At 66.9% G+C, this 16896-nt stretch carries 12 protein-coding genes; 10 read left to right on the top strand and 2 right to left on the bottom strand.

Features of this window, described 5'->3' with window-relative positions; genetic code table 11:
* The first annotated feature begins 51 nt into the window (after positions 1–51).
* From U8L64_RS19180 to glmS, 4 genes are all read left to right on the top strand, one after another.
* On the top strand, positions 52–480 hold the full coding sequence (locus U8L64_RS19180; protein ID WP_003290900.1) for a F0F1 ATP synthase subunit epsilon: 429 nt from the start codon (positions 52–54) through the stop codon (positions 478–480).
* A gap of 134 nt (positions 481–614) precedes the next feature.
* A complete protein-coding gene (gene glmU, locus U8L64_RS19175; RefSeq protein WP_333398584.1) occupies positions 615–1979 on the top strand; it encodes a bifunctional UDP-N-acetylglucosamine diphosphorylase/glucosamine-1-phosphate N-acetyltransferase GlmU in 1365 nt (454 codons plus the stop codon).
* Between the two features lie 70 nt (positions 1980–2049).
* Complete coding sequence (locus U8L64_RS19170) at positions 2050–2835, top strand: DeoR/GlpR family DNA-binding transcription regulator (protein WP_333398645.1); 786 nt, start codon at positions 2050–2052, stop codon at positions 2833–2835.
* Positions 2836–2838: 3 nt separating this feature from the next.
* Positions 2839–4674 carry a glutamine--fructose-6-phosphate transaminase (isomerizing) gene (gene glmS / locus U8L64_RS19165; RefSeq protein WP_043294932.1) on the top strand — a complete coding sequence of 612 codons (1836 nt, stop codon included), beginning with the start codon at positions 2839–2841 and terminating at the stop codon, positions 4672–4674.
* Between the two features lie 16 nt (positions 4675–4690).
* Here glmS and U8L64_RS19160 read toward each other — a convergent pair whose 3' ends face one another.
* Both U8L64_RS19160 and U8L64_RS19155 read right to left on the bottom strand, forming a co-directional pair.
* Entirely contained in the window at positions 4691–5497 is an 807-nt protein-coding gene (locus U8L64_RS19160) for a class I SAM-dependent methyltransferase (protein ID WP_314018483.1), read from the bottom strand.
* 95 nt (positions 5498–5592) lie between these two features.
* The gene (locus tag U8L64_RS19155) at positions 5593–6510 is read right to left on the bottom strand and encodes a LysR substrate-binding domain-containing protein (RefSeq protein WP_333398579.1); all 918 of its coding nucleotides are present in this window, start codon (positions 6508–6510) and stop codon (positions 5593–5595) included.
* A gap of 182 nt (positions 6511–6692) precedes the next feature.
* On the opposite strand from U8L64_RS19155, the gene U8L64_RS19150 reads away from it, so the two are divergent.
* The 6 genes from U8L64_RS19150 (at position 6693) to U8L64_RS19125 (ending at position 16732) form a co-directional block, all read left to right on the top strand.
* Positions 6693–8354, top strand: coding sequence for a DUF1302 domain-containing protein (locus tag U8L64_RS19150; protein WP_333398577.1), 1662 nt, complete (start codon positions 6693–6695; stop codon positions 8352–8354).
* A 52-nt stretch (positions 8355–8406) separates the two neighbouring features.
* On the top strand, positions 8407–9762 hold the full coding sequence (locus tag U8L64_RS19145) for a DUF1329 domain-containing protein (protein ID WP_333398575.1): 1356 nt from the start codon (positions 8407–8409) through the stop codon (positions 9760–9762).
* A gap of 119 nt (positions 9763–9881) precedes the next feature.
* On the top strand, positions 9882–11030 hold the full coding sequence (locus U8L64_RS19140; protein WP_234303045.1) for a WD40/YVTN/BNR-like repeat-containing protein: 1149 nt from the start codon (positions 9882–9884) through the stop codon (positions 11028–11030).
* Positions 11030–13462 carry an efflux RND transporter permease subunit gene (locus U8L64_RS19135; RefSeq protein ID WP_333398572.1) on the top strand — a complete coding sequence of 811 codons (2433 nt, stop codon included), beginning with the start codon at positions 11030–11032 and terminating at the stop codon, positions 13460–13462. Before U8L64_RS19140 ends, U8L64_RS19135 begins: the two co-directional genes overlap by 1 nt.
* A 23-nt stretch (positions 13463–13485) precedes the next feature.
* Positions 13486–14943 carry a methyl-accepting chemotaxis protein gene (locus U8L64_RS19130; protein ID WP_237263006.1) on the top strand — a complete coding sequence of 486 codons (1458 nt, stop codon included), beginning with the start codon at positions 13486–13488 and terminating at the stop codon, positions 14941–14943.
* 124 nt (positions 14944–15067) lie between these two features.
* A complete protein-coding gene (locus U8L64_RS19125) occupies positions 15068–16732 on the top strand; it encodes a sigma-54-dependent Fis family transcriptional regulator (RefSeq protein ID WP_043294940.1) in 1665 nt (554 codons plus the stop codon).
* Positions 16733–16896 lie beyond the last annotated feature (164 nt).

Below are 16896 nucleotides of genomic sequence, written 5' to 3'. Positions count from 1 at the left end.
GATCCAGCCTGACCGGCCTCGGCCGGGCAGGCCGATTACCGAGGCATATGTATGGCTATGACAGTCCACTGCGACATCGTCAGCGCGGAAGAAGAGCTGTTCTCGGGGCTGGTGGAAATGGTCGTCGCTCACGGTAACCTGGGTGACATCGGGATTCTGCCGGGCCACGCGCCGCTGCTGACCGATCTCAAGCCGGGTCCGGTGCGGGTGATCAAACAGGGTGGCGACGAAGAGATCTTCTACATCTCCGGCGGCTTCATCGAAGTGCAGCCGAACATGGTGAAGGTGCTTGCCGATACCGCCACGCGCGCCAAGGACCTCGACGAGGCCGCCGCGCAGGCTGCGGTCAAGGCCGCGGAAAAGGCGCTGAACGAGAAGGGCGCGGAATTCGATTACGGTTCCGCCGCCGCTCGTCTCGCCGAGGCCGCTGCCCAGCTGCGGACCATCGAGGCATTGCGCAAGAAGTACGGTCGGCACTGATCGATCCGCGACTTCATCGCATACGTGTAAAAGGGTAGCCTTGGCTACCCTTTTTCTTTTTCCGTCATTCTGTCCGTACCGGCGACCGACCTGTCCGGTCAGCGGACGGCGCCAAACCGTTCAGGATCACCGTCATGTCTCTTGATATCGTCATTCTCGCCGCTGGTCAGGGCACCCGCATGCGTTCCGCCCTGCCGAAGGTCCTGCATCCGGTGGCCGGGCAGTCCATGCTTGGCCACGTCATCGACACAGCCCGCGCGCTGCTGCCCAAGAGTATCCAGGTAGTGATCGGTCATGGCGCTGAACAGGTACGTCAGCGCCTGGCGGGTGACGATCTGAGCTACGTTGTGCAGGCCGAGCAGCTCGGTACCGGGCATGCGGTGGCGCAGGCGCTGCCGAACCTGACCGCCGAACGGGTGCTGATCCTCTATGGCGACGTGCCGCTGATCGAAACCGATACCCTGCAGCGACTGCTGCACAAGGTCGGCCCCGACCAGCTCGCCCTGCTTACCGTGGAGCTTGCCGATCCGACCGGTTACGGCCGCATCGTGCGCGACGCGCAGGGCGAGGTGCAGGCCATCGTCGAGCACAAGGATGCCAGCGCCGCGCAGCGGGCGATCCGCGAAGGCAATACCGGCATCCTCGCCGTACCGGGCGCGCGGATCGGCGAATGGTTGGGGCGCTTGTCCAACAGCAATGCACAGGGCGAGTACTACCTGACCGACGTGATCGCGATGGCCGTGGCGGACGGCCTGCGCGTCGCCACCGAGCAACCGCTGGATGCTATGGAGGTGCAGGGCGCCAACGACCGCATCCAGCTGGCGGAACTGGAACGTCATTACCAGCAGCGCGCCGCGCGGCGGCTGATGGCACAGGGCGTCACCCTGCGCGACCCGGCGCGGTTCGACCTGCGCGGTGAGGTGTCGGTCGGTCGCGACGTGCTGATCGACGTCAACGTGCTGCTCGAAGGCCGCGTGGTGATCGAGGACGATGTGCAGATCGGCCCCAATTGCGTGATCAAGGACAGCGTCCTGCGCAAAGGCGCGATCATCAAGGCCAATTCGCACCTGGAAGGCGCCGAGGTGGGCGAGGGTGCCGACTGCGGGCCGTTCGCGCGGCTGCGTCCCGGCGCGGTGCTCGGCCGCAAGGCGCACGTCGGCAATTTCGTCGAACTGAAGAACGCGGTGCTTGGCGAGGGCGCCAAGGCCGGCCATCTGAGCTACCTGGGCGACGCCGAGATCGGTGCGCGGACCAACATCGGCGCCGGCACCATCACCTGCAACTACGACGGCGCCAACAAGTTCCGTACGGTGATGGGTGAGGACGTGTTCATCGGCTCCAACAGCTCGCTGGTGGCGCCGCTCACGCTCGGTGACGGTGCTACCACCGGCGCCGGTTCGGTGATCACCGAGGACGTGCCCGCACATACCCTCGGCCTCGGCCGCGGTCGCCAGCGCAACATCGACGGCTGGCAGAGGCCGGTGAAGAAGAAGTCCTGAACACTCTGCTTGCAGCCTCCAAACGCTTTATGTTTTGATTCGCGCCTGTAACTTTCGGATCGAAACATAGCTGATGTCGAAGCGCAACACACCGCAACGCCGCCACGCCATCCTTGCACTGCTCGCCCAGCAGGGCGAGGTGAGCGTCGATCAGCTGTCGCAGCGCTTCGAAACCTCCGAAGTCACCATTCGCAAGGACCTCGCCGCGCTTGAGAAGAATGGTCTGCTGCTGCGCCGTTACGGCGGCGCGGTGTCGCTGCCGCAGGAGCTGATCGGCGACGGCGTGCAGCCGGTCTCGCCGGCCAAGCAGGCCATCGCCCGCGCCGCGGTTGGCTGCATCCGCGAGCATGCGCGGATCATCATCGACAGCGGTACCACCACCGCCGCGATGATTCCCCAGCTCGGCCACACGCACGGGCTGGTGGTGATGACCAACTCGCTGAACGTGGCCAACGCGCTGCGCGAGCTGGAGCACGAGCCGGTGCTGCTGATGACCGGAGGCACCTGGGACCCGCATTCCGAGTCCTTCCAGGGCCAGGTGGCCGAACAGGTGCTGCGCTCCTATGATTTCGACCAGCTGTTCATCGGTGCCGACGGCATCGATCTGGAGCGTGGCACCACCACCTTCAACGAACTGCTGGGGTTGTCGCGGGTGATGGCCGAGGTTGCCCGCGAAGTCATCGTGCTGGCCGAGTCCGACAAGATCGGCCGGCGCATCCCTAATCTGGAACTGCCCTGGGGCAGAATCCACACCCTGATCACCGACGAGCGCCTCTCAGACGCGGCGCGCGCATCCATTCAGGCCCGTGGCGTCAGACTGATCTGCGCGGCCATCGAACCCAATCTGGAGACCTGACCCATGTGTGGCATCGTTGGCGCCGTCGCCGAACGCAACATCACCGCGATCCTGCTCGAAGGCCTCAAGCGCCTGGAATACCGCGGCTACGACAGTGCCGGCGTCGCCGTGCTGGATGGCGCCGGAACGCTGCAGCGCCTGCGCCGCACCGGCAAGGTTGCCGAGCTGGAGCAGGCGCAGACCGAGGCCCAGCTGGCCGGCCGTCTGGGCATCGCGCACACCCGCTGGGCCACCCACGGCGCGCCCTGCGAGCGCAACGCCCACCCGCATTTCTCCGGCCACGACCTGGCCGTGGTGCACAACGGCATCATCGAGAACCACGAGGCGCTGCGCAGTCGCCTCAAGGCGCTGGGCTACGAATTCCAGTCCGACACCGATACCGAAGTCATCGTCCACTTGCTGCACCACAAGCTCGACGAGTTCGGCGATCTAACCGTGGCGCTCAAGGCGGCGGTCAAGGAGTTGCACGGCGCCTACGGCCTGGCGGTGATCTCGGCGCGCCAGCCGGATCGTCTGCTTGCCGCGCGCAGCGGCAGTCCGCTGGTGATCGGTCTCGGCCTGGGCGAGAACTTCCTCGCGTCCGACCAGCTGGCGCTGCGTCAGGTCACCGACCGCTTCATGTACCTGGAAGAGGGCGACATCGCCGAGATTCGCCGCGACAGCGTGCAAATATGGGATGCCGCCGGGCAGCCGGTACAGCGCGAAGCGGTGCAATACCACGAAGGCGCCGAGGCGGCGGACAAGGGTGAGTACCGGCACTTCATGCTCAAGGAAATCCACGAGCAGCCCAAGGTTGTGCAGCGCACCCTCGAAGGTCGCCTGGGTGACAACCAGGTGCTGGTGCAGGCCTTCGGCCCGCAGGCCGCCGAGCTGTTCGCCAAGGTGCGCAACGTGCAGATCGTCGCCTGCGGTACCAGCTACCACGCCGGCATGGTTGCGCGTTACTGGCTCGAAGAGCTGGCCGGGATTCCCTGCCAGGTCGAGGTCGCCAGCGAGTTCCGCTACCGCAAGGTGGTGGTGCAGCCTGACAGCCTGTTCGTCACCATCTCCCAGTCCGGCGAGACCGCCGACACCCTGGCCGCGCTGCGCAATGCCAAGGACGCCGGTTATCTGGCCAGCCTGGCGATCTGCAACGTCGGCATCAGCTCGCTGGTGCGCGAATCCGACCTCTGCCTGCTGACCCAGGCCGGGCCGGAAATCGGCGTCGCCTCGACCAAGGCCTTCACCACCCAGCTGACCGGGCTGATGCTGCTGACCCTGGCCCTCGGCCAGGTGCGCGGCAGCCTGACGGCGGCCAGGGAAGCCGAGCTGGTGGCCGAATTGCGCCGCCTGCCGACGCGCCTGGGCGAAGCGCTGGCGATGGACACCACGGTAGAGAAGGTCGCTGAACACTTCGCCGAGAAGCACCACACGCTCTTCCTCGGCCGTGGGGCGCAGTATCCGGTGGCGATGGAAGGGGCACTCAAGCTCAAGGAAATCTCCTACATCCACGCCGAAGCCTACCCGGCCGGCGAGCTCAAGCACGGCCCGCTGGCGCTGGTGGATGCCGATATGCCGGTGGTCACCGTGGCGCCGAACAACGAGCTGCTGGAGAAGCTCAAGTCCAACCTGCAGGAAGTGCGCGCACGCGGCGGCGAGCTGATCGTCTTCGCCGATGGTGCCGCCGGGCTGGAGAATGGCGAGGGCACCTTCGTGGTGAACATGCCGCACATCCACGACGCGCTGGCACCGATCCTCTACACCGTGCCGCTGCAGCTGTTGTCCTACTACGTCGCCGTGCTGCGCGGCACCGACGTCGACCAGCCGCGCAACCTGGCCAAGTCCGTCACGGTGGAATAACCGCTAGCCACCGCCGTTAGGTGGTGGTGGCCGACGGTACCGTCCAGCCGATGAAGGCCCAGCGCATCGGCGCGCCGCCCTGGCGGGCGCGCTCCGGGTCGGCGTGGTACCAGCCGGCCAGGCTTTCGCGCTGCACGTCGTCGAGCGGACCGAGCGACCAGGCGACGCGCTCGGCGAATTCCTCGAAGGTGGCGCAGCCGGCCAGGCGGCTGGGCAGCTCGATATAGTCCAGGCGTGGATGAATGCCGCGTTGGTGCAGCAGGTTGAGCGTGTAGATGTAGTCCGGCACGCCGGCCTGCTCGCGCCCGAGCAGGCGGGCGATGGCCGGATCGATGAAGTGTCCGCCGGCCAGCTGGGTCATGTAGGCCCGCAGCCGGGTATGCCGGTGGATCTTCTCCAGCGCGGCATCCAGATCCTCGACCAGACCCGAGCGCGAGGCGATCAGGATGTCGCACACCGGAACCGCGCTCCAGTCGTCCTCCCAGGCGCGTTGCAGCGGCTGCACGTTGTCCACGCCCGATTCGTCGAGGCGCGCCTGCAGGCAGGCCAGCATGCCGGGGCTGTAGTCCAGCGCGTAGATCCGTTCGAACTGCGCGGCCAGCGGCAGGCACAGGGTGCCGGGACCGCAGCCGATATCCAGCAGGCTGCGCGCGCCGCTGAGGTCCATGCGCCTTATGAAGGCGTCGGTATAGGCGCCGCCCAGCGGTTTGCCTGCCAGTTCGGCGGCGCGCTTGTCCCAGGCGCTGGGCGGCTTGGAGGGACGGGCGCTGCGGCGCAGGTGCTGGCGATAGCGTTCGGCGAAGTCGATGTCATCGAGGCTCATGCGGGTTCCCGGTCTTGCAGTTCGCGCAAGAGTACTCGCGACGTGTGCTGCGGCGCGATGCGGCGCTGCGCAGCAGACGCCTGTCCGGCAAACCGTTAACTCCTCGCCGGGCGCTCTGCGCTGCGGCGCTGACGATACGAGCGCACCACCTCGAGGAATGCGGCGAGGATCGGCGAGCGGTCGTCGGGGCGGTAGATGCACGACAGATCGATCCGCGTATTGCCCGGAATGCCGTCCAGCGGCCGGTAGGTCAGGCCCGGCAGCGACAGCGCCGCGGTGGACTGCGACACCAGGCAGGCGCCGAAGCCCTTGGAGACCAGCGAAACGGCGGTCACCGCGTCGCCGACTTCCTGAGCGATGGTCGGCACGAAGCCGGCCTGCTGGCAGAGGCCGAGCACCTTGTCGAGAAAACTCGGCCGCCCGCCGGTGGGGAACAGTACCAGCGGCTGGTCGGCCAGCGCGCGGAAATCCACCCGCTGCTGGCGCGCCAGCGGATCGTCCTCGTGCAGCGCCAGCAGCAGCGGCTCGGTATCCACCAGCTCGGCGGCGAAATCCGGCGAGGGCGTGAGGATCCGGTTGAAGCCGACGCTGATCCGTCGCTGGCGCAGCGCTTCGAGCTGCTCGTCCTTGTGCATGCTGTGCAGCACCACCTTGACGTCCGGATAGGCACTGCGGAAATCCGCCAGCAGCCGCGGGATGGTGTCGAGGATCGCCGAGCCGAAGATCGCCACGTCCAGCCGGCCGAACTTGCCCTGGCCGGCGCGTTGCGTGCGTTCGGTGGCCTGCTCGATCACCGCGTTGATGTTCTTCGCCTCGTCCAGCAGCAGCTCGCCGGCCGGCGTCAGCTCCATGCCGCGCGGCGTGCGGTTGAACAGCTGCACGCCAAGCTGCTCTTCGAGCTGCTGGATCTGCCGCGTCAACGGTGGCTGCGAGATGTGCAGGCGGGCGGCGGCGCGACCGATGTTGCGTTCCTCGGCGACGGCGATGAAGTAGCGCAGGTGGCGAAGTTCCATGAAGCATTCTCAGTCGGTGGATGGCGTCGGCGTTGCGACTTTTTCCATACCCTGAAGGTATCGGTCAGCGGTTTTTTTAGTATTGGACGGTAATTCCGACGGCGCTTAGCTTTGGCCTCGCGAACACCGCCGGTCAAGGGTGGGTTGCGCTACTTCTAACAACAATAATTCAGGAGTACGACATGGTGCCTAGTACCTGTCTGCCGACGGCTCGTTTGAAGACTCTGTTCATTGCTGTGACCGGTGCTCTCGCCGGCGCCGCGGCGACAGTGCCCGTACAGGCCATGCCGATCGATCTCGGCAATCCCGATCTGCGCATGTCGTGGGACAACACCATCAAGTACAGCGCCGCCTGGCGCGTGCGCGGTGCCGATTCCGAAGTCGCCGACAGCTCCGTCGGCGTGCAGGCCAACACCAACGACGGCGACCTCAACTTCGACAAGGGGCTGATCTCCAACCGCCTCGACCTGCTCTCCGAATTCGATCTGCGCTACAAGCGCAACTACGGCCTGCGCCTGAGCGGCGCGGCGTGGTACGACGACGTCTACAACAAAGACAACGACAACCCCGGTGCCCTGGGCGGCGCGCTGGTCAACTCGCGCAGCGCCGACTTCGACGAGTTCACCAACGACACCGAGAAGCTCCACGGGCGCAAGGCCGAGCTGCTCGACGCCTTCGTCTACGGCAGCTTCGCCCCGGCCGGCATGAGCCTCAACGCCAAGGCTGGCCGCTTCACCCAGCTGTACGGCGAGAGCCTGTTCTTCGGCTCCAACGGCATCGCCGCGGCGCAGACCTCGCTGGACCTGATCAAGGCGCTGTCGGTGCCCAACTCGCAGTTCAAGGAAATCCTGCGTCCCATCGGCCAGGTCTCCGGCCAGCTGCAGATCAACTCCAACGTGTCCATCGGCGCCTACTACCAGCTGGAATGGCGCAAGAGCCGTCTGCCGGGCGCCGGCAGCTACTTCAGCTTCGCCGACTTCGTCGACGAGGGCGGCGAGGCCATCTTCGCGCCGGTGCCCGGTGGTGTCGCCTACCGCGCCGGCGACATCGAGGCGCGCGATTCCGGGCAGGGCGGCGTGCAGCTGAAGATCAGCTCCGGCGACTACGAGTTCGGCATCTACGCCGCGCAGTTCCACGACAAGATGCCGCAGTTCTACCTGTACCCGGACACCAGCCGCTACGAGATGGTGTACGCCGAGGACATCCGCACCATCGGCTTCAGCGTCAGCACGCTGGTCGGCGAGACCAACGTCGCCGCCGAGCTGTCGTTCCGTGACGACATGCCGCTGGTGGCCAGCGGCAACACCGTGATCGTGCCGGCCTTCGTCGGTGCCGATGGCGGTGACGATGCGGCGTTTCCCAAGGGTCGCACCATGCACCTGAACCTCTCGGCGATCAGCGTGCTGTCCGCGTCGCCGCTGTGGGATGGCGCCTCGTTCATCGGCGAGTTCGCCTTCAACCGCCGCCTGAGCGTCACCGACAACAAGGACCAGCTCGACCCGCTGGCCACCCGCGATGCCGGCGCGCTGCAGTTCGTCTTCACCCCCGAGTACTTCCAGGTGGCCCCGGGCCTCGACCTGCAGCTGCCGATCGGCGTGAGCTACGGCCTGTTCGGCCGCTCCTCGGTCAACGGCGCGCTGTTCCCGGCCAACAACGGCGGCAACGTCAGCATCGGCCTCAAGGCCGAGTACCAGAAGACCTGGCAGGCCAGCGTCGGCTACACGCACTACTACGGCTCGGATGGCTCGATCATCCGCTACGACACCGCCGCGCCCGAGCTTTCCTACAACAACTTCCACGGCGACCGCGACTTCGTGTCGTTCTCCGTGCAACGCACCTTCTGAGCGAGCCGCCGCTGTCCAGGCGGTTGCGATCCCCGAGTCGAGGAGAACGACAATGCATAAGAAAACGGCTTTGTGGGCGGCACTGGCTGCCGTACTGATGGGCGCCCAGGGCGCGCAGGCCGCGGTGAGCGCCGATGAGGCCGCCGCGCTGGGCAAGACGCTCAACCCGCTGGGTGGCGAGATGGCCGGCAACGCCGACGGCAGCATCCCGGCCTGGACCGGCACACAGGGCGTCGACGGTAGCGGCGCCAAGGTCGGCGACATCCCGGCCAAACCCTTCGCCAACGAGAAACCGCTGGTGCAGATCACCGCGCAGAACATGGCGCAGTACGCCGACAAGCTCTCCGAGGGCACCCAGGCGCTGCTGAAGAAGTACCCCGACAGCTTCCGCGTGGACGTCTACCCGACCCACCGCACCGGCGTGGCGCCGCAGTACGTCTACGACAACACCGCGAAGAATGCCACCAGCTGCCAGACCAAGGATAACGGCATGTCGATGGTTGGCTGTTACGGCGGCATTCCGTTCCCGATCCCCAAGACCGGCGTCGAGGTGGCCTGGAACCATCTGCTGCGCGTCGAGAACGAGTCGACCGAACTGGCCAGCTTCAAGAACATCGTGCTCACCGCCGACGGCTCGCGCACCCTGGCCACCATGAACGACCAGTCCAACCAGTACCCGTACTATTACAAGGACGGTTCGGTGGACAACTGGAGCGGCGAGTACTGGCTGCAGCGTTTCTCCACCATCGCGCCGCCGTTCAAGGCCGGCGAGTCGCTGGTGTTTCGCGACAGCATCGACGTCAAGCAATCGCGTCAGGCCTGGCAGTACCTGGTCGGGCAGCGCCGCGTGCGCCGCGCTCCGACCGTCGCCTACGACACCCCGGACTTCGTCGCTTCCGGCGCCAACTACTTCGACGAAGTGCAGGGGCTGATCGGCCATATCGACCGCTTCGACTGGAAGCTGGTCGGCAAGAAGGAAATGTACGTGCCGTACAACGCCAACGAGGTGGTGACCGCCTCGCTGGACGAGGCCTACGGCAAGCATCACCTCAATCCGGACAAGGTGCGCTGGGAGCTGCACCGCGTCTGGGAAGTGGAAGCGACCGTCGCCAGCGGCAAGCGCCACGCCGTGGCCAAGCGTAAGTACTACTTCGACGAGGACTCCTGGATGATCCTGCTGCTGGACGGCTATGACAGCGAGGGCAAGCTGTGGCGCACCACCCAGGTCACCCCCTTCGTGCTGCCGTCCACCCCGATGCTGGGCTTGAAGCCGGCGCATATCTTCAACCTGCAGGCCAACACCATGAGCACCACGCAGTCGCTCAACGAGGCCACCTACCGGGTCGTCGAGCGCAAGCCGGAAATGCACTGGACGGGTGACGCGGTCGCCGCCGACGGCGTGCGCTGAACCGCGAAACCCAGGCTGTAGTCCCGGTTCCCCTGCCGCCGGCAGGGGCCGGAGTTCCCTCTCATGACTTTCCCGCCCGCAGGCGCCCCGCTTGGCGGCGCAGCGGAGGCGGGAGTCGGATGCGAGTACGTACCATGCACGCGCTGATTCCGCTCCACCGGCGCACGGCCCTGGCCGCTGCCCTGTTCTCCCTGACCTGCCTGGCAGGCCTCTCCCACGCGGCCGGCGGGCAGACCGTTCCCGACCTGCTCGACCTCCCGGCGCGGGAAAGCGCGCGTGCCCAGCACAGCCTGCAACTGGCGGTCAGCCGTGCCGGCGAACGCCTGGTGGCGGTGGGCGAACGCGGCATCGTGCTGCTCTCCGACGATGCCGGACGCAGCTGGCGCCAGGCGCGCAGCGTGCCGGTAAGCGTGGCGCTGACCGACGTGCATTTCGCCTCCGCCAGTCACGGCTGGGCGGTCGGCCACAGCGGCGTGGTGCTGCACAGCAGCGACGGCGGCGAAAGCTGGACGCGCCAGCTCGACGGCAAGCAGGCGGCGCTGATCATCCGCGACGACGCCAAGCGGCGTGCCGACGCCGGCGAGGAGGGCGCCGCGGCGGCGCTGCGCAGTGCGGAATTTCTCGTGACCGATGGCCCGGACAAACCCTTCCTCGGCGTGCGCTTTGCCGACGAACAGCGCGGCTACGCGGTCGGCGCCTACGGCATCGCGCTGTACACCACCGACGGCGGACAGCACTGGCAGTCGCTGGTCGGGCAGATTCCCAACCCGCGCGGTAAGCACCTGTATCAGGTGCAGATTGCCGGTGACGCGCTGCTGATCGCCGGCGAGCAGGGCGCACTGTTCCGCTCGGTGGATGCCGGCGCGCACTTTGCCGCGGTGCAGACGCCCTACGCCGGCACCTTCTTCGGCGCGCTCGAACTGGGCGGCGATGCCCTGCTGGCCTACGGCCTGCGCGGCAACGCCTGGCGCAGCGCCGACGGCGGCGCCAGCTGGCAACGCGTCGAGCTGGGCCAGGAGAACACCGTGAATGCCGCGCTGAGCCTGGGCGACGGTGCGCTGCTGCTGGCCGACGAAAGCGGCCGCCTGCTGCACAGCGTCGACGGCGGACAGAGCTTCACCACCCTGCCGGCCGCCGCCGCAACCAGCATCACCAGCCTGCTGCAGACCCACGATGGCGCGCTGGTGCTGGCCGGCACGCGCGGGCTGGTCCGCGTCGAACCCGCCGCGCTGGCCGAACCCACTGCACTTGCAGAGAGAGTCCAATGATGAGCCACATGCCGTCCGTACCCACCGACCTGGTCATCGGTGACATCAAGGACTTCGACCGCCAGTCCGGCACCCTCGCCGAGCGCGTGCTGTTCAACAACCGTCTGGTCATCGTCTGCCTGTGCCTGTTCGTCACCCTGGTGCTCGGCTATCAGGCGCTCGGCCTGTCGCTCAACGCGGCGTTCGAGAAGATGATTCCAACCAGCCATCCGTACATCGCCAACTTCCTGGAGAACCGCAAGCAGCTGGCCGGCATGGGCAACACGCTGCGCATCGCGGTGGAGGCGAAAGACGGCAGCATCTTCGATGACGAGTACCTGGACACCGTGCGCAAGCTCAGCGACGAAGTGTTTCTGCTGCCTGGCGTCGACCGCCCGTACATGAAATCGCTGTGGGCGCCGGCGGTGCGCTGGACCGGCGTCACCGAGGACGGCCTCGACGGCGGCCCGGTGATTCCCGACGATTACGACGGCTCGCCGGGAAGCCTCGAACAGGTGCGCATCAACGTTGAGCGTTCCGGCGAGATCGGCCAGCTGGTGGCGGCCAACTACCAGTCCAGCATCATCCTGGTGCCGCTGCAGGAGCGCATCGCCGAGACCGGCGAGCGCATCGATTACCACGCGCTGTCGCAGCGCATCGAGGAACTGCGCAACAAGTATCAGTCGGAGCAGATCGCCATCCACGTCACCGGCTTCGCCAAGGTGGTCGGCGACCTGATCGACGGCCTGCGCCAGGTGCTGGTGTTCTTCGCCGCCGCTATCGTCATCTGCACCGCGGTGCTCTACTGGTACACCCGTTGCCTGCGCAGCACCCTGCTGGTGGTGGCCTGCTCGCTGGTGGCGGTGGTCTGGCTGCTCGGCCTGTTGCCGACTCTCGGCTACGAGCTGGACCCGTACTCGGTGCTGGTGCCGTTCCTGGTGTTCGCCATCGGCATGAGCCACGGCGCGCAGAAGATGAACGGCATCATGCAGGACGTCGGCCGCGGCACCCACAAGCTGGTGGCGGCGCGCTACACCTTCCGCCGCCTGTTCCTCGCCGGCCTCACCGCGCTGCTGGCCGACGCGGTGGGTTTCGCCGTGCTGATGGTGATCGACATCCAGGTCATCCAGGATCTGGCCATCACCGCCAGCATCGGCGTCGCCGTGCTGATCTTCACCAACCTGGTGCTGCTGCCGATCCTGCTGTCCTACACCGGCGTCAGCCCGGTCGCCGCCCAGCGCAGCCTCAAGGCCGAGCTGACGGAGGCCAACGATCCGCAGCATCGCAAGCACCCGTTCTGGGCCTTCCTCGACCTGTTCACCCGCATGCCCTGGGCCGGTGCGGCGGTGGCGCTGGGTGTGGTGTTCGGTGCGGTCGGCCTGGCGTTCAGCTTCCAGCTGAAGATCGGCGACACCGATCCCGGCGCGCCGGAGCTACGTGCCGATTCGCGCTACAACCAGGACAACGCCTTCATGGTCGCCAACTACGCGGCGAGCAGCGACGTCTACATCGTCATGGTCAAGACCCCGCAATACGCCTGCGCCCACTACAGCACCCTGAGTGCGGTGGATGCGCTGGAGCGCGAGCTGCAGCAGCTGCCGGGCGTGGAGACCACCAGCTCGCTGGCCGGGCTGGCCAAGGTGGCCAACGCCGGGATGAACGAAGGCAGCATGAAATGGTTCGAGATGCCGCGCTCGCAGGACATGCTCAACGCCATCATCACCCGCGCCCCGCGTGAGATGTTCAACCAGAACTGCGACCTGCTGACGGTCTATGCCTACCTCAAGGACCACAAGGCCGACACCCTGACCAGCGTGGTCAACACCGTCGAAGCCTTTGCCGCCCGTTACGGCAGCGACGAGATCCGCTTCCTCAACGCCGCCGGCAACGCCGGCATCGAGGCGGCCACCAACATCGTGGTGAAGAAGGCCAACGTGCAGATGCTGTTCCTGGTCTACGCGGCGGTGATCGTGCTGGCCTTCATTACCTTCCGCTCGTGGCGTGCGGTGGTCTGCGCGGTGGTGCCGCTGATGATCACCTCGGTGCTCTGCGAGGCGCTGATGGTCTGGCTGAACATCGGCGTCAAGGTCGCCACCCTGCCGGTGATCGCCCTCGGCGTGGGTATTGGTGTGGACTATGCGCTGTACGTGATGACCGTGACCCTGGCGCAGCTGCGTGCCGGCCGCTCGCTGTCCGAGGCCTACTACAAGGCGCTGACCTTCACCGGCAAGGTGGTGGTGCTGACCGGCATCACCCTCGGCATCGCCGTGGCCACCTGGGTCTGGTCGCCGATCAAGTTCCAGGCCGACATGGGCATCCTGCTCGCCTTCATGTTCATCTGGAACATGCTCGGCGCGCTGATCCTGCTGCCGGCGCTGGCGCACTTCCTGTTCCGTCCAATGGCCGCACCGGTGCTGCGCAGCCAGCCCCAGCCAGCCGGCGTGACGCCCTGAACCGACCCGGCCAGGAGACCCGCATGAATCGATATCCCCAGGACTGGATCGCGATGCTGGCGCTGGCCGGCGTTGCCTGCCTCGGCGGGCTCGATGCCCTGCAGCTGCGCGGGTTGTGGCTGGCGCTGCTGGTGCCGTTCGGGCTGCTACTGCTGACTGGTGTGGCGCGTCGCGAACGGGCACTCACCGCGCGCATCGACGGCATCCGCGCGCTGCTCGACGATCCGCAGGATGCCGGCGGGGACGCCCGGCGTTCGCTCGATCTGCTGCAGCAGGTACTGCAGGGTAAGGTCGAGGCGGTCAAGCACATGAGCAAACTGGCCTGCGACCTGACCGTCGCCACCGGTACGCTGGTGTCCGGCTTCACCGAGGCGGTGGCCACTGCCGACAAGCAGTCGGCACTGGCGCGCGATTCGCGCGGGCGCGTCGAGGACATGGCCGACCAGGCGCGTGCCACCCTGCAGCAGGCGCTGGGTCTGGCCGAAGCCAGTACCAGCGCGCGCGAGCAGGTGTCCGGCGGCGGCGCGCAGGTGCGCCAGGTGGCCGGCGCCATGCTCGACCTGTCGGCCAACGTCACCGCCGTCGGCGAGGAATTCGACGGCGTGCGCAAGCAGGTCGGGCGCATCGGCGAGATCGTCGCGATCATCCAGGGCATCGCCGGGCAGACCAACCTGCTGGCGCTCAATGCCGCCATCGAGGCGGCGCGCGCCGGCGAGCAGGGCCGCGGCTTCAGCGTGGTTGCCGACGAAGTGCGCAAGCTGGCCGAAAGCACCGGCAATGCCACGCTCAGCGTCGGCGAGATCATCTCGTTGATCGTCCAGGGTATCGACAGCCTCGACCAGCGCCTGGCCGGCGCGCGACGCGGCACGGACGAGGGGGTGGCGCGCTCCACCGCCGCGGCCGAGGTGCTCGGCGGCATTGCCGCCACCGCGCAGGACACCGTCAGTGCGGTGCAGGTCATCGCCGACAACGCCGACAGCCAGGCACGTAGCGCCGGCCAGCTGCTTGACGATTCCAGCGAGGTGGCGCAGCTCGCCGGCACGCTGGACAGCAAGGTCAACGACTGCAACAAGGGGCTGCGCGAGCTGATGCTCGGGCTGGTGGAACTCAAGAGCCTGGCCAACCGTATCGACGTCAACCGTGACGCCTACGCCAGCCTGCTCGAAGCCGTCGAGGAAACCCGCGCGCACACCATCATGGTGATCAACGCGCGCAATCGTGAGCAGATGCTGCCGCACGTGCAGCGCATCCAGCGGCTCGACGCCGAGGTCGACGGACTGCTCGCCCAGCTGCCGGCCAGTGTGCGTCGCGAAGCGCTGGCGCAACTGCGCCAGGCGCTGCTCGACTACCGTGCGCAGCGCGATCCGTTGCTGGCGGCCGCGCAGAACGGTGCGCTGGAACAGCAGCGCGAACGCAGCGTGCCGCTGGTGCGCGCCGCCTATGCCAGTGTCAAGCAGGCCTGTACGGCGCTGGGCGCCTAGACTAAAGCCCATGTGACAATCCAGGGCGGTGCGCTTACAAACGAAGGATTGGCGGTACCAGAAGCAGCATCAAACAGGAATAACAATAATCATGGGCCGATACCCGGGATGCCTTGAAAAGACCATGGCCGAGCAACCCCTGATCGAGCGCTTCAACCTAAGGTCGCGATTGCGCTTCGACATCCAGAGCGGACAGATCTGGCTCGACGAGAACCGCATGCTGCTGCTGCACGCCAAGGCGTTCGGCGCGCTGCGCCAGGAGCTGTTTGAGTCGCTCGGTCCCAAGCGCGCCCAGGGTCTGCTGTTTCGCATGGGGTTTGCCGCCGGGCAGAACGACGCCGACCTGGCGCACAAGCTCTACGGCCAGGGCGACGCCTACGACGTGTTCAAAATCGGCCCGGAGCTGCACGCCTTCGAGGGGCTGGTGCGCTCGACCATCACCGACGCCAGGATCGACTGGGAAGAAGGCACCTTCTTCGGCGATGTCAGCTGCGCCAACTCGTGGGAAGCCGAATCGCACCTGCAACTGTTCGGCGTCGGCGAGCACATGGCCTGCTGGACCATGGCCGGCTATGCGTCGGGCTACGTGTCGCGCTTCTTCAAGCGGCTGATCGTGTTCCGTGAGACCCATTGCACCTGCTGTGGCGACCCCATCTGCACCATGGTCGGCAAGCCGGCCGAAGCCTGGGGCGACGACGTCGACCTGGACTACTGTCAGGTCGACACACCCACGGCCTTCGAGGATCTCCAGCAGAACCTCTGGCAGCTGCGCAGCCGGCAGGTCGAATTGCGCGCGCCGGGCAATCTGGTCGGCAGTTCGCCGGCCTTCAGTCGCGCCTTCGAGCTGCTCAGCAAGGCCGCCAACAGCCCGATCACCGTGCTGCTGTTGGGCGAGACCGGGGTCGGCAAGGAAGTCTTCGCCCAGTGGCTGCACGAGAACAGCGCGCGCGCGGACAAACCCTTCGTCGCGGTCAACTGCGCGGCGATTCCCAACGACCTGATCGAGGCCGAACTTTTCGGCGTGCAGAAGGGCGCCTATACCGGCGCGCAGGCCTCGCGCGCCGGGCGTTTCGAGCGCGCCGACGGCGGCACGCTGTTCCTCGACGAACTCGGCGAGCTGTCACCCTCGGCGCAGGTCAAGCTGCTGCGCGTGCTGCAGACCGGCGAAGTCGAGCGGCTGGGCGACGACAAGCCGCGCAAGGTCAACGTGCGGCTGGTGGCGGCGACCAACGTCGATCTGCAGCAGGCCATCGCCGAAGGACGTTTTCGCGCCGACCTGTATTACCGCCTGGCCACCTATCCGCTGGTGATCCCGCCGCTGCGCGAGCGCAAGGCGGACATCCCGGTGCTGGTCTCGGTGCTGCTGGAAAAATACTCGCCGACCTATCACAAGACCCTGCAGGGCGTCAGCGACCTGGCCATGCAGGCGCTGATGGACTACGACTGGCCGGGCAACGTGCGCGAGCTGGAGAACATCATCGAGCGCGCCGTGCTGCTGACCCCGGCGGGCGAGCAGGTCGAGGTCAAGTACCTGTTCCCGGGCATGGCGCCTGCGCCCGCGCCGGGCGCGGCGGTCGATCCCCAGGGGCATGTCGGCAACGCCCGCCAGGCCCGGCTCGACAGCCTCTACGACGACTTGCTGCAGGACGGCTTCGACCTGCAGGCGCACGAGGCGCAACTGCTGCAACTGGCGGTGCGCCGCGCCAACGGCAACCTCACCCACGCTGCGCGCCTGCTCGGCATCACCCGTCGGCAGCTGGCCTACCGAGTCAAGCAGACGCTGGGCTGAGGCCCGCGTACCTGACCAAAACGAACACCTCCCGCGGTTCTCCCTGCCGATGCGGCCAGCCAGCGGACATTTTCGTCCGCCGGCTGGCCTGCGGCATTTCAGCGCAGGCTTTTTCCTCACGCAAACCGCCGTGCGACGGCCTATTGCCGGTGATTTCCGGCGCA

The organism is Pseudomonas sp. FIP_A4 (assembly GCF_036701605.1).
Lineage (GTDB): Bacteria > Pseudomonadota > Gammaproteobacteria > Pseudomonadales > Pseudomonadaceae > Stutzerimonas > Stutzerimonas phenolilytica.
The sequence above is the reverse complement of the archived record's forward strand: the minus strand, read 5'-3'. Positions and strand labels throughout refer to the sequence as shown.